A 21,361-nucleotide genomic window follows, 5' to 3' on the forward strand; every position below is an offset into this window, starting at 1 on the left:
AGAAAAAGAAATACCATGATTCCCTTCAGGCTTATGAAAAGGCTATAAATATCGATTCGCAGTCAATCAAATGTTATATTAACAAAGCAAATGCTTTATTCGAACGCGGAGAGATTTTATCAAAACAAGGCAATAGTGGTGCTAGATCCTATTTAATAAAAGCACTTGACGTTATAGAGACCGCGGTGGATCTCGGTATAAAGTACCAGGCAACTTGGAAAAAGGGAACGCCAGAGGAAGCTAAAGCAGTTCAAGAATATGCTAATGCATGGATGACCAAAGGCAATATCCTCTTAAATATAGCAAAAGATTTAGGAAAAGATGAAAATGCACATTACAGTACAGATCTCCTCCCGCATGCTATTAAGGCTATTCAAACCGCAGTAGAATTATATACAAAATTAAATTATGGACAAAATCCTGAGCTTATTGGTGCTTGGAGTAATAAAGGAAATGCTTTGCTTAGCATAGGAGAATACGACGAGGCTATAAACGCATCCAATGAGGCGATAAGATTAGATCCGAGCAACCCACGCGCGTGGGCTAATCTAGGCATTGCCCTTATAGGCAAAGGCGATGCTCTGGCTGCTAATAACGAGCATAATGCTGCATCCAAGGTTTACGAGGATGCAACTGAAAATTTTAATAGAGCCATAGCTTTGGAACCAGACACCGCAATGTTTTGGTTTGGTAAAGGTAATGCCTTTAAAGCTCTGGGAAATGTTGATGAAGCAGTTCATGCTTATGACAAAGCCATTGAGTTTGACCCACTGTATTCAGATGCCTGGAACAATAAAGGTTATGCTCTATTTGAGCAAGGCGATTATGGCAAAGCCATAAAATCGTATAACAAAGCGATCGATATTAATCCGTATGACATAATCGTTCAGAAGAATAGAGTTCTTGCTATCGATGCTATTGATAAATCTATCGCGGATGAAGTAAACAAAGGAATTACACTCTCTGGGCTTTGTATCCATGGAGAAGCCCTGCATTCTTTCGATAGGATCATCAAGCTAAATCCAAAACATGCAGGTGCATTCAACAATAAAGGAATCGCTCTGTACAATCTCGGCAAATATGAGGACTCCATCAGAGCTTATGACAAAGCTATCAAGAAGAGCCCGAAACATTCAAGTGCGTGGTATAATAAAGGAAAAGCCTTCCTGAAGCTTCGTAGATACGGAGATGCGCTATTTGCTTTTGATATGGTCACTAACCTGAAGCCAGAATTTGCAGATGCTTGGTACAACAAAGGAATTGCACTTGAAAAATTAGGCAAAATTGATGAAGCAATATTGGCTTATGACCAAGCCACTAAACTGAAACCTGATTTCACTGCTGCTTGGTATAACAAGGGACTTAATCTTGGTAATCTATGCAGGAATGAAGAAGCGTTATTTGCTTTTGATATGGTCACTAACCTGAAGCCAGAATTTGCAGATGCTTGGTACAATAAAGGAATTGCACTTGAAAAATTAGGCAAAATTGATGAAACAATATTGGCTTATGACCAAGCCACTAAACTGAAACCTGATTTTGCGGAGGTTTGGCATTATAAAGCCATTGCTCTTAAGCTACGCGGTCGATTTCAGGAAGCCGATGCAGCCTACGAAAAGGCCAAAGCTTTTGGGTACAAAGCAAATCCTAGCTCAGCGCTCTCTCGGCCTCCTTGATCTTATCCGTTCTCGTCAGTTGTCGTCCATTATCGCCAGCCTCTGATGCTCGCTCGCCTGGGCTCGATTGGCTTGGCCTGTGCCCGCTGCCAGGGCCACTTCACGAGTACGCCTCCAGTGTCCTTTGCTACCCTGTCGTCCTTGCCTCAGCCTTGCCCTGGCCTTTTGCCACAGCTGGCTCATTGTAGATGCAGAACACCCGATCGGCCAGCTCTTGCCACATTTCTTGTAGCTGGTGAGTCCAGATAGGGGGTGCAGAGCAGGACCGCGGTCTCCCTGGAGATCTGCTTGAGGACCTGAGCTAGGTAGCCCACCATCTCCAGGAAGCCCTCATAGAGCAGGGGGTCGTGCTCCACGATCAAGAAGCTGTGGTAGTTCTCCTCCAGGATGGTCATAAGCTGAAAGGAGGTAAAGGCGCGGCGCACATCCAGCTAGATGATGTTGCGATTTAGGCGGCTGAGGATGCGGGAGTAGTTGCCGCAGATGAAGAGGATCTTGCCGCGCTGCAATTCCGGGTGGCTGTTGATGGCGCCGGCCAGGACTTCCACCGGGGCGACCAGGATGCTGAAGGTCTTGGGGAGGAGGGAGACGGCCGGGCAGAGTTCGATTTCTATGATGGAGAACAGGTGCTCTGGGGATATGAGAGGGCTGCAAGGAGGCGAAGGTGAAAAAGAAGGCGATTAATTGTCTGTCTAGAATTGATTTAGATGCCACAAGGATGCTAGAATCTCATCCCTTGAAAGCCTGAATAGCATTAAGCTTACGAATCTCGGGATCAGACACTTCCTTAGGCAAGACGCACATCCCTCAGCCCCCAATCCCTGCATTTATTATTCTTCAAAAACATCCAGATGATATCAACATCAGCAGTGGTCGGACGTGAAGCTCTCCGCCCCGGCCACATTGGCCTTCTCAAGCCCCAGAACTTTGTAATAAATCTTGGGCACAATGGTGCATCATCATTCCATGATTTCCTTGGCTATGACTTCATTGACTCGATTGAAGATCTTCAAGTTCCTTTTTTATAATCGGTTTCAATTCATTATTTATTCTATCTATAAAATCAGGCAAATTCGGTGATCTACCCCTAGTATTCATTTCAGTTCTAGCCCAACCATGTATTTTTTCCGCAATTCTCTTTACCTCTGGAGAAGAGTATAATTGAATTGTCTCCAATTGTGGCACTATCTTATATTGCGCATACCACGCATTTATTGGACGTATTGACATCAGCTCCATAAATTTCGAGTAAGCATCAATTCGAGGCCCATTATTGACTATACTCTTAGGAATTTCCCATCCCTGCTTGTAAGCTTCTAGTTTTTGACGAGGAATTATGAACCCTAGATTACTGTTACGCATGCCATTATCCGAAATCCAACTAAAATCTATTCGGAGATTTGTTGGAGGATTATCTCCTGGAAATTCTAATAGGAAATCTAGTTTATTACCAGGTCCAATTTCATTTTGTGCCGTAGATCCTGGCAGAAGTCTACATATTTCTGAAGGGTATTCTTGAAGTGGATACCCATCGATATATACTTGAATCTCTCGTGCCCATCCAGGCCCTTTATTCTCGATGATCATATCGAGAACCTTATCCCCCTCGGCCCTTGATGCAATAATCAGATCTGCTCTCATAGCAGCATTTTTTCGGTCGGCTTCTTGATCCTTTATGATTGCCAGTTGTTGATCATAAATATCTGTTTGTTTTTCCATGATTCCAGCTTGTTGTTTCGATATGGTTGTCTGTTGTCCTTGATATCCTGCCTGTCTTTCGAAAATATCCGTTTGCCTTTGAATAATGGTTGTTTGTCGACTGGAAATAGTAGACTGTCTCCATGCAATAATGGCCAAGATGAAGGTAGCAATGCAGGCAAAGGCTGCTGCAATCGCTGATATCCAATCGGTATAGCCAATTTCAGTTGCCATATCCATCCTTGTGGCTGCATAGAGGCGCATATGAATAAAAAGCCCTTTGGTCATAAGAATAAAAAAGTTCGTGAATGAGAGTCCTTTGCAATGATATGATAATTGATCCTCAGGACTGCAGACCGTTTACATCCGCGCCTTCGCTTCTATGGAGATGGGAGACATCGAGCTGGCCCAGAAGCTTTTCAAGGCGGAATTGGAGATGGAGGTACCCGAGGAGCTGCGCAGTCTGGCCGGGAACGGCCTGCGAGAGATTGCCGCCCGCGAAATCAAGGCCTGTGGGCCGAGGATGGATGCGGTCTTCTATCTGCTGGATGCCATGCGGCTGTTCTCTGGGAAATCGCTGAATGAGGTCCGGGAGGTCGCCTTCGAGATCGGCATGCTGGGGCATTATGAGCCGGACATCAACGACCCCAAGAAGACCCATGTCCTGTGGTCGCTGCCGGGGAGGACCTTCTCCGCCCTGGAGCTGCTGTGCATTATATACGCTGGCTCAAGAGGATCGAAAAAGGGGATGGATATCAGGTGGACCTGGGCGAGGAGCGGGGAATGCAGGTGAGTCCCGCGAGAGATAAGTAAAAAATTGATCATGAAGCAGTTTCTTACAGGAGGCCGGACCGTCATCCCTTAATACGCTCTCGCCAACCCTTTAATTGGTGTAGGTCTTGGATGCAAAGGTGGGGGACATCGTGGAGCTCCGCAGCCGCTTGTGGCGTGTGGACTCACTTGATGGAGATGTTCTTGCAGCTACCAATATTGAGGGGGGAGAGATCGAGCAGAGGCGATTCTATCTTCCATTTTGAGATCATTCGCAAAGCCAATATCGAGTCGCCAAATCCAGAAATGTTGGGCGATCCAGCTTCAAATAAGCTCCTGATCCAAGCCTATCGCTATTCTATGCTTCATGGAGCTGCACCTCTATTAAGCCTCCAGCGCAGCAGCGTCATCCCAATCACTTGCAGGAAGTATGGGCGGGCAGATTAAACAAAGTTTAAAGCCGACATCTGCAAGAGTTAAATACATAATCCTAGAACACAAGAGCAAAAATTGGAGCAAGGGACATCGAGAAGGTCATCCAGAAGAAATATGGCAGACACATACCGCGTAATGCTATCCATCAAGCTCTCACTCCGCAGATCAATCAAAAGTTGATATCATTCTAACGTGCAATGACTATCTTCACAGGCGAATTGCCTAGCCATTAGCCACTGCACCTAGCACCTCTTTGCCTTGGTGATTACAAAATTATTTCATATAAATATTTTATTCAGTTCTATACGAAATAGATATATAAATTTAATATATAATTTATTTAAATATTAGTTATAAGATGCGTGTTATCGGTATCAAATCGCTATTTTTCGTTGCTCCTATTATAGGCGTTTTTTCGTCTTTTTTTCCGAAAAATTTTTGGACATCATCCCTCTCTGAAATCAAACCGAGCCGCCTAAGAAAGAAACGGGAACCCCAGGGGGCCAGCTCCGCCATCCACCATAGGCCACTATCTCCACCAGCTTCTTCCGCAGCCTAGCCGCAGGGGCCTTGGCTGGATAGCCCAGGGCGAGCATCACGATCACACGGATATTTTCTGGTATATTCAGGATCTCCTTGACTTTGTCCTCTTTGAACTCCCCAATCCAGCATGTGCCCAGACCCTCTTCTATCGCTGCCAGGCTCATGTGATCTACTGCAATGGTCACAGTGCTGGCCCGCAGGTCATGATATTAGCGGCCCCGTTCGCAAGGGCCTGCCAACCAGCTCCTTGCCGGCCTACGGATTTTGTTGTCCTTTGCTGAAAGGACCACAGATCGAATTGACCAAAAAAGCATAGCAGCACTCCTGCATCGCGAAGCGCGTCATGCGAAGCATATGCGGCAGAAGATCCCGAGCCCCTGACCAGTACCGACCTCCCTGAAGGGCAAAAGACTATCCCAGAAAACGATCCTATGCTGGGCGATATGCCCTATATACATCTCTCCGCATGACTGATTATGTGCCGTCAGAATAGCCTTTGGCCGATGGCATATGCGTGTAGTGAGTCCGTCGCCCCATCAAGCCGCTCCTCAAACGGCTCAACTATTATCGATTTAGCAGTATTATTCAAGGAATGTGGTTATTTTTGATAATATAATCATAAAATAGAAAATTTAAGAGGCAGGCGTTGTTCCTGCCTCCTTGCCACATATATATTCAACCGCAGCCGCCGCCTTTCCGCTGGCCTTTAGAAACATGATTTTGTCGTCTTTTAGAACGCTCAGCCAGTTCTGTATATACGCCGAAGAATTCTCTAGAGTATTGTCGATCCCATTGCCGGCACACAGATAAGCTGATGTCAGCTCAGCAACCAGCTCCTCGAAGCTGTATTCTTCGCCGCCGAATGACGCAGCGCCCATGACCCCCGAGCGGTTCAGCCTTGACTTATGGCCGGTGCTGTGGCCATATTCGTGGAATTTCGTAGCAATATATCCATATGTCGTCCGGAATGTATCCATTGGTGGCAGGTTTACGAGGTCTTCCCTTGGTTTGTAATAGGCCGAACTCCCGCTCTCCCTGTAGGCGGGCGGGTTTGGCATCTTTGAGAGGACAGCATCGCATGCCTCAATCAGATCTCGATCTGGGTCCAGGGCTGCACCTGCCTCCTTCCTGGGTACGCCATCGGTCTGATCCCAATTGAACACAGGGAAGGACTTAATAAAATGATAGACCTTCAGCTCTTTTGTTCCATCTTCCTTTTCGACTTCCCTGACATTCTTATCTGAAAATACAATGTAGGTGGCCTTCTCGCCTCTCTTGATGTGCCCTCCGTGCTTTTGAGCCTGCCGAAAGGTCAGCCAATACTGAGATGAGTAGCCCCTGACCATCTCGGCGATACCAAGGGTCAGGATGTTCACCCCCCGATACTGTTTGCCGCTGTCATAATTTGTGGGCATCTGACCAGTCCAGGGGCGTTTCCAGGGGATGATTCCCTGTTCTAGGGCTGCAAGGATGCGGTCATTTACCTGAGTATATACGTCGTTGGCCATGGTCCTCAGGCCTCCTTCTGATCCAATGCGATCTTGGCATTGATCGTGTCAATGTCTACAGGGCCGTTGAACCCGCCAGGCCACTTCCCGCTGGGGCGGATGCTATCCGATGTCTCGGCCGTGACATGCCCAGGTGCATTAGTTCCTGGGAAATACCGCCGCTGGTGCTTGCATTTCTGGCCAGGCCGGTATGCGGCAGACGGGCAACTGCATGATTGGGCAGTGGTGATGTAGTATGCATCTTTCCTGTTGTTCAGAACCAGCACCATGTCCAAGAGCTCGACCACATCGGGAAGCGGGACAGTTGGCTTGCCAAGGTATTTCAACAGCGATTCGATTGCCTCGGTGCTTTGAGTCACCGGGGCACTAAACAATACTCTAGTAGTCATTCACCCCGGCAGAAACCGCTGGGCTAGGAATCATAATCAGGACTCCTGATCAACCGAAAACAGATTCATAAACAAATCAGACTGGATATATCGCGGGAATCGATAAGCTCGTACGGCAACTCTGTTATCAACATGACTTTTCTCTTCTTTGTCTCAGTTCCCCTTATGCACTCCCTCATTCGTCTCTATCACTTACCTTGTTCTCCCTTTTTCATTCTCTTCATCCCCCATCTTTTCTCTTGTTCCTCCCCTATCGTCTCATTTCTCCCCAGCCCTATAATAGAAAACAAAAAAACCGAAAATCCTGGGAAAAATGTATACATAACCAAATACTGTCTGATGTTATCGATTTTGCCAAAGATATTCACATTTGATACCTCTGATTTATATATACATTTAAAAGCCGTCTTGCGGAGATCAAAAAAAGTCCTCTCTTCAAATTTGCAGATATTTACGCGAAATCAATATTCCTCATGTTGGTTGTCTGCTGTGATTAGTTGGGCGTTGCAGGGCTTGCTTTCGATAAAAATAGACTATCACGAGATCTGCATGGAACACACTGCAATTGCATTGAGAAAGCTGGTTTTTCGTCTTTCTTTGTTGTTGGTCGTGATCCTAAAATAGGTTTAAGTTTCTGGAACTCGATTACCGATTGCGATCTCTCGGACACGCCCCGAGAGAGGACATTCTGGGCAAATCAGCACTCAATAAGGCCTAATTCTGCGGCTTGCCTAAATACCAATCCATAGTCAATTCACGACCCGAGCCTGAAAAATATATCGCTTTTATCCGCCAAAGTCGCGGATAAAATCTGCGGGGTAAAATAAAACGGACAATGCGATTTGTACTATGTTTACCAGCTAACGGTTTCGGGGGTGGAATGCTGCTCTTGTTTTCTGTAGCCCCATGACCTTGAGTCATATATGACTCACGCTGATTTTTCGCCGCTATTCTGCGAGGCAGAAAAACGAAAAACCGGTAGCTGGTAAAACATCTTGTCGAACTATATTTTATCACTTATTGACCAACCACTTTTCCTTCTTTGCTCATTTTTCTTGATTTTACCATCATAATATAATTCACTGAGAGCAGGACTTATCAAGCTATTTTTGCACTTCAAGCCATTATTTCTCATGTCTGAGACAGATAACCATTTGTCTCTTCCTGCGTTCTTTAAAATATTGATAACCCTGTCCATGGCATCTGTTAACTCTTCCGCGGTGAAGTTGCCCTTCGCCTTCATCCGGTCCAGCTCAAGTTTGAAATACACCGTCAGCTTGCCATCTTTCACAGCTTCTTCCCATCCGGGTCTCGATAACGTGCTGTCGATGGAAATGCCTCCATTCACAAGCTGTGCAGTACCTGTAAGATTATTCTCAGTGATCACCCTGGCGATGTAACTAATATCCGGTGTTCGTCCGCCTTGTTGCCCACCAACAACTTGTTCGTCGAGATATCGAACCTTCCAGAGGTCTGCTCGGTTTATGATCACTATCTTTGGCTGGAGTTCATTACCACCCATTATAGGAGAGATGCGTAGCACAGAGTTTGTGGTTTCATCCATCATGATCGAGTTTAATACAGCCCCTGCGTTCTCATCGCCTGCATCACTGGCCGCGTCCCAGTATGGTTGAACAAAGTCCGTATCATGCACGCAAATCACATTATACTGAGCTACATCGAGGCCGCGTGAGACAACCGAATTCTGGTAGAAAATGTTGACATAACCGCCCCGATAATTCCACTGTTGGCCCATCTCTCCTTCCTCCTGCGATGCATGAGCAATACCACCCAGCGATCTCATCAGCATGTCCTGATGCTCTTTTGACCCCACTAGCGCCATTATTGGCCGCCGAGTTTTACTATCTGGATCATCTGCCACTGCCTTCATAATCTTCCTAATCTTCAGTCTTTGGTTCTTCACATGTCCTCGATAAGCATCTTCATCACTGCTGTCGATTGCCACTACAACGTAATTCTTGCGATACTTGAACTCTTGAATCTCAAGTACAACAGCATTGCCTAGTGATTTTCCAAACAGTTCTGCCAGAGTATTTCCAATGATCAGGATCTTGTGGCCCGGTGCCTTTGCGGTGTCTGTCCATCCCATATCAATAACTGGGGTACTGGCATCACCTATTAGATACACCGAACTATATCCGCTTCCTCCGGATGATATCAGGTGCAATGGCTTTTTCGGATATGAATATAGAGCTGTAGAAATTAATTTTTTGATATCATTTTTCGAGTTCGGTTCTAGGATGTGATAGTCGTCAAGCTTCCGGAGTGCTTTTTTCTTTATATCGGGACAAAATTTGCATTCTATTGAAGCAAGCTCATTGGCCATTTGCTCATAGCACTGCTCCGGATCGCATTTGCTACTCATAGTGATATTGATCGACTCATTGATACCTCCTAACGTATCTATTGCCCACAGCAGGGATTTATCCTCTTCTCTGGGTCGATCCTTCTCGCTTATGGCAGTTCTTATCGGAGATACCTGATCGAAGGCTTTGCCCAAACTATTGTCGATTTTATATTCATTTCTCGCCTTTTTGAATCGGAACAGCTCAGCTGACAATGGATAGAAGTGCGCTAGAGTGGGATCTTCATCCAATACAGTCAATGACCTTTGCTGTATGTCCTCTATGAAGTCTACCACGGTAAAACAATAATTGGCGGACTCTTCTGCTAACCTGAGAATGTAGTAAGGGCAGAGGTCATATGGAACTAGATCCTTTATTAAGATCATGTGCTGGAATAATAATTTTGATGCAGTCTCTTTGAGCCCCATGAAACTGTGCTTGTCGTGAGGGCAAAACTCACAATTGGAGCAATTTGGCCGCTCTTTCCGGCACATCCCTTGCCTGTGTTTCCCTTCCAGCCACACGGCACATTGCCCTCCTTCCTTGCGGAATGCTTCGATGGCATGTTCGACTATGGAATGCCTGTGGGTGATGTAGTTCCCTTCTCTAGCTTTTACCAACTGCTTGGCAGCCCAATAGGTCTTTCCTATCCTCGGAGGCCCTTTTATCACAATAATCGGTTCTGTCGGTAGATCCTCCGGCAGCTTATCGACGATGATCCTGTTCTCTATGAGATCGATTTGGCCGGACGATTGACTTCTGGCTGGGATTTTGTAGCCTAATTCTCGTGCTACATCCAGCACCCGCCTAAAAAGCTCTCCTCTAAGACATCCCGGCCCAGCCTCTCCACAAGAGATAAATCCCGATTTTACGGCTAGCCACTCCAGCGGACCGCCGCCAGAGCCACAACGATGGCAATACCAAGTGTTCTTGTCAACGTTTATATGGAAGTTTTTCCCTGTCGTGGAACCGTGCATAGGATGCGAACCGAAGTATTCCATCCCATTTCGTCCCTCTCTCTTCTGTACGTCTCCACCAGGCCAGGCAATATCCTGAATCTTGATCTCGTCACAGAAGGAGGGCATTCGATGTTCATTTGATTTCTCAGGTTTCTGAGTTTTCTGTGCTTTCTGAACTTTCGCTTTTTGCCTCTTCTCGCTTGTTTTTACTCCCGCAATTGCTTCCAGCAGCAGCTTTTTGGAAATTGTGGCAATCTCGCTGTCATCAACCACCTCATATCGGTTGCCATTTGGATGAATGCTTCCTGGGCCCACGACCTGCTGTCCCTTGCACTGGATCTCGCCAAGATGCAATGGCTTGTCTGGGTGCCTGAGATCTCTCAGGTCGGGGTCCAATAATATTTTTTTTAGCCCCCATTCAGGGCAGAGATAGTACCTGTGCGTACCTCCGCCCCCGGTTTGCACAGTAAAGGTCCTGGCAAGCTTCTCGAAAACGCCCAATTCCTGGAGGCGATCTTCGTTATCACTGTCGAAGACAATTAAACCGCCATATCCACACGCGATTCCGTAGTTTTTCCCTGCAGCAATGTGTTCCAGCAATTTTGGGCTGTTGGCAGAATAGTTATTCCTACCTTGCCAGTCGCGTTCAATTGGTATCTTGTTCCTATTTTTCAATAGGACGTATTTCAGTCCATTATGTTTGCTCAGCTGGCAGGGTATTGCTATTCGTTTTGATGGTCGGTCTGAACGCAAATCTTTTATATTTAGAGATTCCATATTAATATCACCTTAAATTAAGTATCAAAAACTCAGGGCGGCAACCCTGAGTGCATTTTTTTATCGATATGCAATCCTTCTGAGATTGATGCTTTCTCGCAGGAAGTTGGATCTTGATCGAGAATCCTGAGAAGATATTGTTTCTCTGGGATATCAGTGTGCAAAATCGCTATCTTTTGATTGATCAGTGGTTTGAGACCTTGTATCAAACTCGGTGGCAGAGCTAGTATGATTTGCCCAATTTGAATATAGAGAATGCTGTCTTGTTCAATGAGTTCATGAAGGATTCCTACTGCTTCTTCGAAGTAGGAGAGGTGATATGGCTTTTTTAAAGAACTTATCATAGTTTATCACTCTCTTCTCCCGATTTTCCCTTGTCTTTCTGGTTTTGCAGATGATTCCTTAGCGCGACTTCAACTTCTGGCTTAAGAGCATTGTAAAGCCTGCCATGTTTTGCTGCTGCAAAGCTCCTGAACTCCAGCAAAAGCTTCTCATCAAGGTTCACAACAAGTGTAGCCATATAGAAACCATTATTAAGGATGAATGTAGTTATATAGATAAAGATAAACCTGACTAAGTAGGTTATATGAAAAAATATAAAAATATCCTTGAGTTCAAAAATAACAAGCTAGTGATTGATTATCTCTTAGTAAGGCCTAGTGAATTCATAAACTACCGCCGAAACTTGAAAGATTATATGAGGCCGCTAACTGGTGAAACTGAAATCACTGAAGCATTAAGAGCACTCAGTAAAGCAGGAATATTATTCGAAAAGCGGATGAAAGATGGAAAGAATTATCGTTTATCAACCAAATCGAAGCCGTTTAAGGAAATTCTTAACGGATACTATATGTCTGACATAAAAACGCTGATTAATTCAAATTATATGAGTTATATGATAGAAAAGAGAGGTATCGTTGAAGTTTTTGATTTAATTAATGATAAGTTAATTGATTTTAACTTCAAAAAAGAAGCGACAACATCATTATTGAATCTGCCTGTCACTAAGAAAGAATACGATGAATTTGCGAGAAATATTCAAATAAACATATCAGAAATAAAACCGCATAAAATGGATCCGAAAAGCACGAAAAATGTTAATCTATCCGAGGAGCTAAATAAAATTCATGAAAACCTATCCTCCAAAAAATTAAAGCATATCGAAATACTTGGATACCTTCAAACAGCTGAAGCCGTTCAATTTTATAGAAAAAATATTCATAAGAGCGTTAAAGAAGGACTCAATAATCTTTATGAAAGGAATGTCATCACTAAAGGTCTAAGAGAATTTTTGGTTTGCGATAACTACTTGAGCCCTTTTACCTCGTATCCTGTCAATGGGACATTGCATCTCCTTATATCTCAACAATTTCAACGCATATATAATTCAGCATATCTGCTTAAAGGTAACAGCCTAGATCTCTTGTCCCAACGCGCAGCAGTAATATATGAATTTTTCCCGGATATTCTCTTTGAACTTTTCAGTTTCGATCCTCCTGAGAAAAAATATATAGAATCCATTACAAAACAGATGATACTTTATTGGAACGTTGCCAGCACTCGTTTTGATTATTGTTATTATTTTGCTGAGAAGTGCGTGCAAGAACCTGGAAATTACCACATAACGAGTGATGGATTTTCGTATAGCATAATCGACCTTGAACGAGACAAACCACTCCTTTCTGACAGTGTTGAAAGAAGCATCCTATGGAAGGGTTCTATTCCACGTACTTTTGTTTACGCAGGGGATCACAAGTTTGATGACGAATTAATGGACAATCCGTTTGATTCCTTAAGACCATGTGTGACCTTTAGCGACCTTGGAATAAGGGATGATGCCATACCTTTTAATGAAATTATGGCAGAGCTTGAATCCAGATTGGCCAAACTCAAGAAAGAAGATGAACGGGAATGATCATATCCCCAATTGCGGCACATGGGCAAGATAGCTCTCCCTTAGCTCCTTTTTATCGATATGGTCATAGATATCTATGGCCTCCTTTCTTACATCGCCGCGAAGCTCCTGAATAAATTCGCGAGGCATTCCTGCGCGCCTGAGATGGGTCGTGAACCAATGGCGACAGCAATGCGGCGAGAAATGATCCTCCATGCGGTCCGAATTTGAATCGTGAAAACCCATGCGTTCAGCAGCTTTGACTACCATATGAGATATCCCGGTGCGTTCTAATCTATCCCCTTTACTGCTCAGGAAAAGGGCCTTAGAGTCATTAGGATTCCTTCCCTCTCGTGCTCTAATCCAGCGCCGAAGGATTATGGCTGTCTCTCCATCGAAGAAGACAGTCCTGTTCGTCCTTTTAGCGGTGGGTTTAAGAGTGATGCTCTGTTCGACGAAATCAACGTCATCCACATCAAGGGCGATAAGCTCTCTCCTTCTTATGCCTGTTTTAGCGAACATGGTTATGATGGCTCGATCTCTTATATCCATAGTTGCATTGATCAGCCGCCCCATTTCCTCTTCTGAAATTAGCTTATGGGTGTGCCCCTCATCACAGTTCTTATAGCGGCGAATGTATCTCTTCCTTACAGCGGCAACGGGGTTTGCAGAAATCAATCCTTCATACAATGCGAATTCATAGAAGCTACTTATTTCTGTGAAATAGTTCTCCAAAGTCTTTTGTGAAACCTTTCTCTCGATGCGCAGATATTCCAACCAATCCCTGAGTACAGATCCCTCCACCTCCAAGAGATCGACTCCCCTCTCTTGAAGAAAGCCGTCAAATATTCTCATGGTCGAAATATATCTCACAGTAGATTCTGGCGTCAGACCTCGGATGAGGCAATCCTTCTGAAAGCTCTCTATTAGCTCTCTTGAGGGGTCTTTGGTCCCTTTTGATGTCTTGCTCCTGCTTCTGCTCATCCTATCCACTTCCAGCCGCGAGGTGTAGAAGTAATCAGATTATAGTTTTCAAGCGCTTCCAGCTCGGAAGATATCCCTCTTACGAGATCTGACTCTTTAGGCTCTATTCCAAGTTTTTCTAATATCCTGTAACTGTCGATGGTCTCATGCTGCTTTAAAAGTGCGATAAGCTCCTTGCTGTATTTTCGAGAACCTTGGAATTCATCGATCAAGAAGGGCTCGCTGCGATAACGTTTAAGCTCTTTTTCATAATTTTCCAAAACTATATTCTTAAGCCTCAGATCATCGGCCATCTTTTTGTTCTCTTCTTTGAGGCGGGATAGCTCTTTGACAATCTCTCCGCGCGGCTTTAGATCAGACTCTTCCGCCAGAGCATTCTCAACGATCTCAATAATGAACTTTGAGAGCGGCACCTTTGCTTTTTCCGCCAGCTCTGACCATCGTGTCTTATCATTTTGAGAAGGGAGGTATAGCCATACATATCTGGATTTGTCGGGCTTGACCACAGGATCACCAAAAGAATAAATGTACTTGATGCTATTTAAAAATTACCCGTAAAATAGCGCTGAGGGTGAGATTTGAACTCACGAGGTGCGATGCACCACTGGTTTGCCCGTTCCGCCCTCCTGGAAAGAGGACGAAAGCTCAAGACCAGCGCCGTAGGCCGCTTGGCTACCTCAGCACGCCCTCATGCTTGGAATCGATAGATCTTAAGCCTGACGATACCCCACCTTTAAAGGCCGGCCCAAAAACCTACACTTTATCTGTCAAATCGACAATCTTTTTTATCTTCAGAGCCAATTTTTCTCGGATGCTCATAAAGAATGTCTCCATACTCCAGTCCGGGCATCTCGTGCCGGGGCAGGATATCAGAACCAAGGAGGGCAAGATCGAGCAGATCGGCCCTGAACTGCAAAAAGAGCGTGGCGATGAGGAGATAGAGGGCAAGGGGAAGCTGGCGATCCCCGGCCTCGTAAACTGCCACACCCACCTGGCCATGAGCCTCCTGCGAGGCTATGCCGACGACATGGAGCTGATGCCGTGGCTGGAGGAGAAGATCTGGCCCCTGGAGGCCAGGTTAACAGAGGAGGATGTCTATTGGGGAGTGAAGCTCGGCTGCCTGGAGCTGATCAGATTCGGCATCACCTGCTACAATGATATGTACTACTTCCCGGATGTGACAGCTCAGGCCACAAAGGAGATGGGGCTGCGGGGTTTTATCTCAGGCGTCGTCTTCGACATGTTGCCCGAGCTATTGTCTCAGGTGGAGCCCTTCATCCAGCGTTGGAAGGACGACGAGCTGATAAGGCCGGCTGTGGGCCCCCACGCCGCTTACACCTGCTCTGAGGAGACCCTTCTCCGGGCAGGAGAGATCGCGGACAGGCACCAGGCTATGGTCCATATGCACATCTCTGAGACCCGGAAGGAGGTGGATGAATTCTTGCTAAGCCGGGGCAAAAGCCCGGTGGAGTATCTGGACTCGCTCGGCCTTTTGAATAGCCGCCTTACGGCCATCCACTGCGTCTGGCTTTCTGAAGAGGACTGTTATCTATTGGAGAAGAGAAAGGCCAATGTAGTCTCATGCACGGCGAGCAACCTGAAGTTAGCCTCGGGCATTGCCCCCCTAAACACCCTGATGAAAGCCGGGGTTAACGTCTGCCTGGGAACGGACAGCGCATGCAGCAATAACAACCTAAGCCTATTTGAGGATATGAAGGTCACGGCCATAGTGCAAAAGAATGCCTACCACACCCCTGCCGCATTCACTGCAGAGCAGATATGGCAGTTCGCCACAGATAACGCCTATCAGGCATTCGGATTGAACAACGGAATATCAGTCGGCGCCAATGCCGACCTGGCCCTGATCGACCTGAAAAAACCCTGGTTTTATCCGCAGTCGAATATCGTATCCCATCTGGTCTACAGCATGGCGGGAGGAGTGGACACCACCATCGTCAACGGACGGGTGCTGATGCAAAACGGCATCATCCCTGGAGAAGAGGAGATCCTGGAAAAAGCGCAGCAGCGATTCATTAGGCTGACATCTGAGGATTAGACCATTTCGTGCAACATAAGTGGGACTTTCTCTTGGCTCTTCGCTGAATTATGCGGGTGAGTTAAGGCAGGGACTATGGTCTTTTGTTCCTCTGCGCCTCTGTGGTTGGGTCAGTGCATGGCGTTTCACCACTGAGGCACAAAAGAAACAGAGAATTTCCGATTCAAGTTCACCCATACCAAATAGCATGGAGGCATAAAGATAGATCCACTGCCAAGCTCACCCGTGCTGAACAGCAAGGAAACCCCATCCTCTGGATCACTCTCCCCACTTCGTCCTCATCCCGCGAAGGGGGGCGAGCCTGCCGCCCTGATGGAAGAGGGCGACGCGGACAGAAATCATAGCTTGGGAGAGAATTCCATCTCACGCCGCCATAGCCCGAGGCGGGATGCCTGCCTGCGCGACTGCCCGGCAATCAGGAAGCTGCTGAACCGCCCCATGGAATGGCAACCTGTCCGAATCAAAATATCAGCCCAAAGAGGCTTCAAGGCCCATAACCTGAATTTGACAGATGCAAAAGCCCCTGGCAAGGCCGGGGTTGGGTTTAAGTATCAACAAATTGATCAAGCAGATCAGTCAAGCTAAGAGAATTCAAGGTGATATTTTGCAGGAGAGCGTGGTCAAGGATCTTGCCTTAGCAGAAGCAGGAGAGAAGCGTATCGAATGGGCCCGCAGGCATATGCCGGTACTGGACAGGATAAAGGAGGAGTTCGAGAAGGAGAAACCCCTGAAGGGCGCTCGCATAGTCGCCTGTCTGCATGTGACTGTGGAGACGGCCAACCTTATCACCACCCTGGTGGCAGGGGGGGCAGAGGTGGCGGTGACGGGCTCCAATCCCCTCTCCACCCAGGACGAAGTGGCTGCAGCCCTGGCCGCCCGGGGCCTCTTCGTCTATGCCTTCCGGGGAGAGAATGAGACTGAGTACTACGACTGCATAAAAAAAGCCCTGGAGCTCAAGCCCAATGTAAGCCTGGACGACGGCGCAGACACCATAGCCATAATCCACAAGGAGCTTCCGGAGCTTGCCGCTCAGATGTTAGGCGGCTGCGAGGAGACCACCACCGGCGTCGTCCGCCTCCGGGCCATGGCCGAAGATAAGGCTCTGCTCTATCCGGTGATAGCGGTCAACGATGCCGAGACCAAGATGATGTTCGATAACCGCTACGGCACTGGACAGAGCACATTGCATGGCATCATGCAGGCCACAAACTTCCTCTTTGCCGGCAAGACGGTGGTCGTATGCGGCTACGGCTGGTGCGGCCGGGGATTTGCCATGAGGGCCAAGGGGTTGGGAGCAAACGTCATCGTCATTGAGATCGAGCCGCGCAAAGCTTTAGAGGCAGCCATGGACGGCTACAGGGTCATGCCGCTGGGACAGGCTGCTCCCCTGGGAGACCTGTTCGTCACCCTCACCGGCAACATCAATGTGTTAAGAAAAGAGCACTTCGCCCTTATGAAGGATCAGGCAATCGTCGCCAACAGCGGCCACTTCAATGTGGAGATCGATATCCCTGCCCTGGAGAAGATGGCCGGGGAGAAGAATGAGATACAAAATAACGTCACCGAGTATAAGCTCCCCGACGGCCGCAGGCTTTATCTGCTGGCAGAGGGCCGCCTGATCAACCTGGCTGCGGCCTATGGCCACCCCCCAGAGGTCATGGACATGTCCTTTGCCAACCAGGCGCTCTCAGTGCGCTACATTGTGGAGCAAGGCCGAAGCCTGAAAAAGTCGGTCTACTCTGTTCCTGTGGAGATCGACCGGAGAGTGGCTGAGCTGAAGCTCGCCTCCATGGGCCTGGAGACGGAGAAGCTCACCGCAGAACAGGAGAAGTACCTGCACAGCTGGCAGATGGGAACCTGATGATAAGAGGGGAATGGCTATGGATCTGTTAAGGGAAAATCTGGAGGCCTATCTGAGGAGCCTGTATGGTAAGGGCCTTTCCATCGTATCGGTTCGAAAGCTGGGGGAGACCATTCCCACGGCGGAGGATGTAAAGGGATTCGGATATGGATCGCCCCTGATGGTGGACTATAAGCTCTCGGGCAAAAAGGCATCCTGCGTTCTCTCCACCATGCGGGTGCAGCATGGCTTCGGCCACGACCACTTCTCAGACCGGGCGAGGATCCTAATCTGGCAGAATGCCACATTCGCTAGCCTTCCCAAGCACGTCCGATCTTTGGACGTGGGCTACTTCACCCCGGATGGAAGGCTGGTCTCTGCTGGCGATGCCTGCGAGTATTTCCTCCTCATGGAGAAGATCGAGGGAAAGGAGTACTTCTTCGACCTGGAAAGAGTCAAAGAGGAGGGAGCAACAGACCTGGATCATGATCGGGTCATTGCCCTCTCCAGCTATCTGGCCCAGATCCATGCCACAAAGGAGGATTGCCCGCCCTTATACCAGCGCAAGATCAGAGAGACCGTGGGAGACGGAGAATGCATATTCGGCATCCTGGACGACTATCCCGATAGCAGCACCTTCCTGGATCCCGATGAGCTGCAGGAGATCGAGAAGGTCTGCGTGGAATGGCGCTGGAAGCTTCGCAGCAAAGTCCACCGCTTATCCATGGTCCATGGCGACTTCCATCCCTGGAATATCATGTTCCGGGAAGGCACCGATTTCTCCGTACTCGATCGGAGCCGGGGGGAGTGGGGCGAAGCGGCGGATGACATCACTGCTCTCGCCATGAACTACATTTTCTACTCAGTGCAAAAGAGCCTGCGTTTGACCGGAGACCTCAAGGACCTGTTCGAGCTGTTCTTTGAGAACTACCTGGATAAGACCGGCGACGATGAACTCTTAGAGGTCATAGCCCCATTCTTTGCCTTCCGGGCGACTGTCGTGGCCAGTCCAACCTGGTATCCATTGCTCTCGGACGATGTTCGAAGGGCTCTCTTCAACTTCCTGGAGAACGTTCTGGCAACAGAGCGGTTCAATTATCGGGATGTGAACTCCTATCTGGACTAAAAAAGAATGAAGAGATATGCCTTCGAGCTCTCTGGAGAGCATGAGTCTCTGCCCAGATGTGAGGCTATTGCACTGGTGGAGATCTTCTCCGACCGCTATCGTGAGCAATCCTATCTGGACCAGTGCCTGATAGTCGAGGCCGAGGGCCTGGATGTTCGGGCTTTAGGAGATCGGCTGGCAATGACCCACCGGATCATCGAGGTCATGGCGATATGCGAGGCAGACCTCGAGGATCTTGCCAGATCCGTTGCCCTCCTCTCCCTTCCCGATGAGAGCTACAGGATTCGGGCAAGGAGGATCAAGAACGCTTCTCCCAGGGCGGATGCTGTGGAGCACGAGATAGGAAGGGTGCTCTTGGGAAAAGGCATCCGGGCAGACCTGAAAAGCCCCAATATAGAGCTGAGAGCAGTTATCACAAGCGGCAAGATAATCCTGGGAGTGGAAGTGGCAAGGATAGATCGCAGCTCCTTTGAGGCCCGCCGTCCCCACCTGAAGCCGTTTTTTCATCCCGGAGTCCTCATGCCCCGCATGGCCCGCTCTTTGGTCAATCTAACTCAGATCCGAGCTGGGGAGCGGCTGCTCGACCCGTTTGCCGGAACATGCGGGATTCTGGTTGAGGCCTGTCTGATGGGCATAGAGTGCCTGGGGATAGAGGCTCAAGGCCGGCTGGTGAAGGGGGCAATATGCAACCTGGAGAATATGAATTGCGCCCTGGTATTAGGCGATGCCAAACGCCTTGCTCTGAAGGATGCTTCTATCTACGGTGCAGTGCTCGACATTCCTTATGGAAGGTCTGCCAGGATCCTCGCCTCTTCCAAGGAGGATCTCTTAAAAGAGAGTCTATCGGAGCTATTTCGTGTGATAAGACCTGGCAGACGCATGGTTATCGTAGCCGATGGCCCGATTGACTCCCAGATATCAAATGCCGGATTCAGAGTCATTCAAAGCCATTTGGATAGGGTGCACCGCAGCCTAATCCGCCACATATTCCTCTGCCAGAGGGAAGAAGGCAAAGATAGCATTTAGGATATGCTATCTTGCAGATGCAAGCGAGGAGATATGTCTAGTATATCTCCCTTTGGATCGCTTTCAAGCTCCCCAGCAACTCTTCGCCCTTCTCCGTGGTCTGATAGATCAGATTAGGCTCTCTCTTGGCATTTATCAGACCTCTCTCCATTAGAAGCTTCAAATACGGATCCACCGTTCTGAAGTTGAGATTCGCCTGATATACTATCTTGGTCTTATTTGCTCCCTTGGCACAAACGAGCAATATCTGGGATATAATTAAATCCTTGCTCCGCTTCATCGACTCCCTCCTACACCATTACCTTTTTTTTAAAAAGATTGAGACAAATTTAGCTCAATTTAACTATTTTGTTGTGGCCAGCAACAATTATATGGTCTAAAATAGGATATAAATCTGGTGGATCAATGATATGGTAGATAGATCCGAATCTGATATCAGCAAAAGCATTAATTAATATATAAATAATATAATATATAAAAAGAAATATAATATAATTGCAAATTTTCCCCAAATTTTATATTATATACACTACGGTGGATATTAATACTGATATGAGTCAAGAGATACAATCGTTAATGAGTATTAATTATAAAGTGTTATAAAATGTATTGATAAATTTATAACTTGGTAATTTAAAGAATTAAGCAGAGGTACTAGGCCTCTGCCGCTTCATAATCAGTATCGATGGTATCTTGCAGGCCATCCTCGGTGTGGACGGTGACCATGCGCTCAGAGACATCCTGATCGGATAGGATCTCCAAAAACCTTTTAGTGTAGCCATCTCTCTCCGATGCCTTCTGGCTGTCGAAGATATTCCTGTATTCGGAAATCGTTGAAGGAGCTACGCGAAGGGCTTCGGCCATATCCTTGACCGATCGGTTGGCCTCTGCAAGGCGAATAAACTCGTCTTTATCAAATGGTGGTTTCAGATCTGTCTCCCTGAAGAGGTGAAGCTTTATTCTCGCTCGACTGACGGTTTTATTGAGGGCTCTGTCGCCCAACTGCTCGGCAATCTCAGTATCGCTCAATCCTTTATAGAAAAGTCTTACCACAGAGGATAACTGTTCAGGAGTCAGTTTCGTCTGGATGTTGTATTGCTTTATCATCTCCCTTACTACTCCCAAAAGGGCTTGTTCAATCTCGCCGCTTCCCCGGAGGCTGCCATGCCGGGTAGCCTGCTTTTCCACGACCTTGGTGGTGGCGCCAATCTTGAGTACGAGGTCACGCAACTGATCAGTCCTACCACTCATTTTAGATACTCACCCCTCAACAATCACCTTGGCTAATGGTATAAAGAGATTTCGATTGATTA

At 47.2% G+C, this 21,361-nt stretch carries 23 protein-coding genes and 1 tRNA gene; 9 read left to right on the plus strand and 15 right to left on the minus strand.

Annotation, left to right across the window (positions count from 1 at the left end; translation table 11 throughout):
* On the plus strand, window positions 1-1,676 hold a 1,676-nt coding region (locus BP727_RS00870), incomplete at its 5' end, for a tetratricopeptide repeat protein (protein ID WP_286856878.1).
* A 15-nt stretch (window positions 1,677-1,691) separates the two neighbouring features.
* On the opposite strand, the gene BP727_RS00875 is transcribed toward BP727_RS00870, so the two are convergent.
* Together BP727_RS00875 and BP727_RS00880 are read right to left on the minus strand one after the other, a co-directional pair.
* The gene (locus BP727_RS00875; protein ID WP_286856880.1) at window positions 1,692-1,859 is read right to left on the minus strand and encodes a hypothetical protein; all 168 of its coding nucleotides are present in this window, start codon (window positions 1,857-1,859) and stop codon (window positions 1,692-1,694) included.
* Window positions 1,856-2,101: a hypothetical protein gene (locus tag BP727_RS00880; protein ID WP_286856882.1), complete on the minus strand. Its 246-nt coding sequence runs from the start codon at window positions 2,099-2,101 to the stop codon at window positions 1,856-1,858. The genes BP727_RS00875 and BP727_RS00880 overlap by 4 nt, the downstream gene beginning before the upstream one ends.
* Before the next feature lie 90 nt (window positions 2,102-2,191).
* Here BP727_RS00880 and BP727_RS00885 point away from each other — a divergent pair, with 90 nt between their 5' ends.
* Window positions 2,192-2,344, plus strand: coding sequence for a hypothetical protein (locus tag BP727_RS00885; RefSeq protein WP_286856884.1), 153 nt, complete (start codon window positions 2,192-2,194; stop codon window positions 2,342-2,344).
* A 319-nt stretch (window positions 2,345-2,663) separates the two neighbouring features.
* On the opposite strand, the gene BP727_RS00890 is transcribed toward BP727_RS00885, so the two are convergent.
* Entirely contained in the window at window positions 2,664-3,662 is a 999-nt protein-coding gene (locus BP727_RS00890; protein WP_286856885.1) for a hypothetical protein, read from the minus strand.
* A gap of 100 nt (window positions 3,663-3,762) precedes the next feature.
* Between BP727_RS00890 and BP727_RS00895 the strand changes: the two genes are divergently transcribed.
* Together BP727_RS00895 and BP727_RS00900 are read left to right on the plus strand one after the other, a co-directional pair.
* Window positions 3,763-4,167 carry a hypothetical protein gene (locus BP727_RS00895; RefSeq protein ID WP_286856887.1) on the plus strand — a complete coding sequence of 135 codons (405 nt, stop codon included), beginning with the start codon at window positions 3,763-3,765 and terminating at the stop codon, window positions 4,165-4,167.
* A 106-nt stretch (window positions 4,168-4,273) separates the two neighbouring features.
* The gene (locus BP727_RS00900; protein WP_286856889.1) at window positions 4,274-4,411 is read left to right on the plus strand and encodes a hypothetical protein; all 138 of its coding nucleotides are present in this window, start codon (window positions 4,274-4,276) and stop codon (window positions 4,409-4,411) included.
* Between the two features lie 630 nt (window positions 4,412-5,041).
* Here BP727_RS00900 and BP727_RS00905 read toward each other — a convergent pair.
* From BP727_RS00905 to BP727_RS00935, 7 genes are all read right to left on the minus strand, one after another.
* Complete coding sequence (locus BP727_RS00905; RefSeq protein WP_286856891.1) at window positions 5,042-5,308, minus strand: nitroreductase family protein; 267 nt, start codon at window positions 5,306-5,308, stop codon at window positions 5,042-5,044.
* A gap of 447 nt (window positions 5,309-5,755) precedes the next feature.
* Window positions 5,756-6,631, minus strand: coding sequence for an ArdC family protein (locus BP727_RS00910; protein WP_286856893.1), 876 nt, complete (start codon window positions 6,629-6,631; stop codon window positions 5,756-5,758).
* 5 nt (window positions 6,632-6,636) lie between these two features.
* Window positions 6,637-7,020 (minus strand): hypothetical protein, encoded by a 384-nt coding sequence (locus BP727_RS00915; RefSeq protein ID WP_286856895.1) that lies wholly within the window; start codon window positions 7,018-7,020, stop codon window positions 6,637-6,639.
* 188 nt (window positions 7,021-7,208) lie between these two features.
* Window positions 7,209-7,388, minus strand: coding sequence for a hypothetical protein (locus BP727_RS00920; protein WP_286856897.1), 180 nt, complete (start codon window positions 7,386-7,388; stop codon window positions 7,209-7,211).
* A 635-nt stretch (window positions 7,389-8,023) separates the two neighbouring features.
* Window positions 8,024-11,122: a bifunctional DNA primase/polymerase gene (locus BP727_RS00925; protein WP_286856900.1), complete on the minus strand. Its 3,099-nt coding sequence runs from the start codon at window positions 11,120-11,122 to the stop codon at window positions 8,024-8,026.
* Between the two features lie 32 nt (window positions 11,123-11,154).
* A complete protein-coding gene (locus BP727_RS00930; protein ID WP_286856903.1) occupies window positions 11,155-11,466 on the minus strand; it encodes a hypothetical protein in 312 nt (103 codons plus the stop codon).
* On the minus strand, window positions 11,463-11,642 hold the full coding sequence (locus tag BP727_RS00935) for a hypothetical protein (RefSeq protein WP_286856906.1): 180 nt from the start codon (window positions 11,640-11,642) through the stop codon (window positions 11,463-11,465). Before BP727_RS00935 ends, BP727_RS00930 begins: the two co-directional genes overlap by 4 nt.
* 66 nt (window positions 11,643-11,708) lie before the next feature.
* On the opposite strand from BP727_RS00935, the gene BP727_RS00940 reads away from it, so the two are divergent.
* Complete coding sequence (locus tag BP727_RS00940) at window positions 11,709-13,037, plus strand: hypothetical protein (RefSeq protein WP_286856908.1); 1,329 nt, start codon at window positions 11,709-11,711, stop codon at window positions 13,035-13,037.
* Here the strand turns inward: BP727_RS00940 and BP727_RS00945 are convergent, their stop codons facing one another.
* The 3 genes from BP727_RS00945 to BP727_RS00955 all read right to left on the minus strand — a co-directional run bounded on the left by BP727_RS00945 (window position 13,038) and on the right by BP727_RS00955 (window position 14,682).
* Window positions 13,038-14,000, minus strand: a complete 963-nt coding sequence (locus BP727_RS00945; protein WP_286856910.1) for a tyrosine-type recombinase/integrase — start codon at window positions 13,998-14,000, stop codon at window positions 13,038-13,040.
* A complete protein-coding gene (locus BP727_RS00950; protein ID WP_286856913.1) occupies window positions 13,997-14,506 on the minus strand; it encodes a hypothetical protein in 510 nt (169 codons plus the stop codon). The genes BP727_RS00945 and BP727_RS00950 overlap by 4 nt, the downstream gene beginning before the upstream one ends.
* Before the next feature lie 57 nt (window positions 14,507-14,563).
* Window positions 14,564-14,682 (minus strand) — tRNA-Ser (locus tag BP727_RS00955).
* A gap of 129 nt (window positions 14,683-14,811) precedes the next feature.
* Between BP727_RS00955 and BP727_RS00960 the strand changes: the two genes are divergently transcribed.
* The 4 genes from BP727_RS00960 (at window position 14,812) to BP727_RS00975 (ending at window position 20,048) form a co-directional block, all read left to right on the plus strand.
* The gene (locus tag BP727_RS00960; RefSeq protein ID WP_273278502.1) at window positions 14,812-16,056 is read left to right on the plus strand and encodes an amidohydrolase; all 1,245 of its coding nucleotides are present in this window, start codon (window positions 14,812-14,814) and stop codon (window positions 16,054-16,056) included.
* A 604-nt stretch (window positions 16,057-16,660) separates the two neighbouring features.
* The gene (locus tag BP727_RS00965) at window positions 16,661-17,917 is read left to right on the plus strand and encodes an adenosylhomocysteinase (protein ID WP_286856917.1); all 1,257 of its coding nucleotides are present in this window, start codon (window positions 16,661-16,663) and stop codon (window positions 17,915-17,917) included.
* 19 nt (window positions 17,918-17,936) lie between these two features.
* Entirely contained in the window at window positions 17,937-19,022 is a 1,086-nt protein-coding gene (locus BP727_RS00970; protein ID WP_013720301.1) for a phosphotransferase family protein, read from the plus strand.
* Window positions 19,023-19,028: 6 nt separating this feature from the next.
* Window positions 19,029-20,048, plus strand: coding sequence for a THUMP domain-containing protein (locus tag BP727_RS00975; protein ID WP_273278500.1), 1,020 nt, complete (start codon window positions 19,029-19,031; stop codon window positions 20,046-20,048).
* Window positions 20,049-20,085: 37 nt separating this feature from the next.
* Here BP727_RS00975 and BP727_RS00980 read toward each other — a convergent pair whose 3' ends face one another.
* Window positions 20,086-20,328, minus strand: a complete 243-nt coding sequence (locus tag BP727_RS00980) for a winged helix-turn-helix domain-containing protein (RefSeq protein ID WP_013720299.1) — start codon at window positions 20,326-20,328, stop codon at window positions 20,086-20,088.
* Window positions 20,329-20,702: 374 nt separating this feature from the next.
* The gene (locus BP727_RS00985; protein ID WP_273271610.1) at window positions 20,703-21,278 is read right to left on the minus strand and encodes a DNA-binding response regulator; all 576 of its coding nucleotides are present in this window, start codon (window positions 21,276-21,278) and stop codon (window positions 20,703-20,705) included.
* Between the last annotated feature and the right edge of the window lie 83 nt (window positions 21,279-21,361).

Source organism: Methanosaeta sp. UBA356, from assembly GCF_002496465.1.
In the GTDB taxonomy this organism is placed as follows: Archaea; Halobacteriota; Methanosarcinia; order Methanotrichales; family Methanotrichaceae; genus Methanothrix; species Methanothrix soehngenii.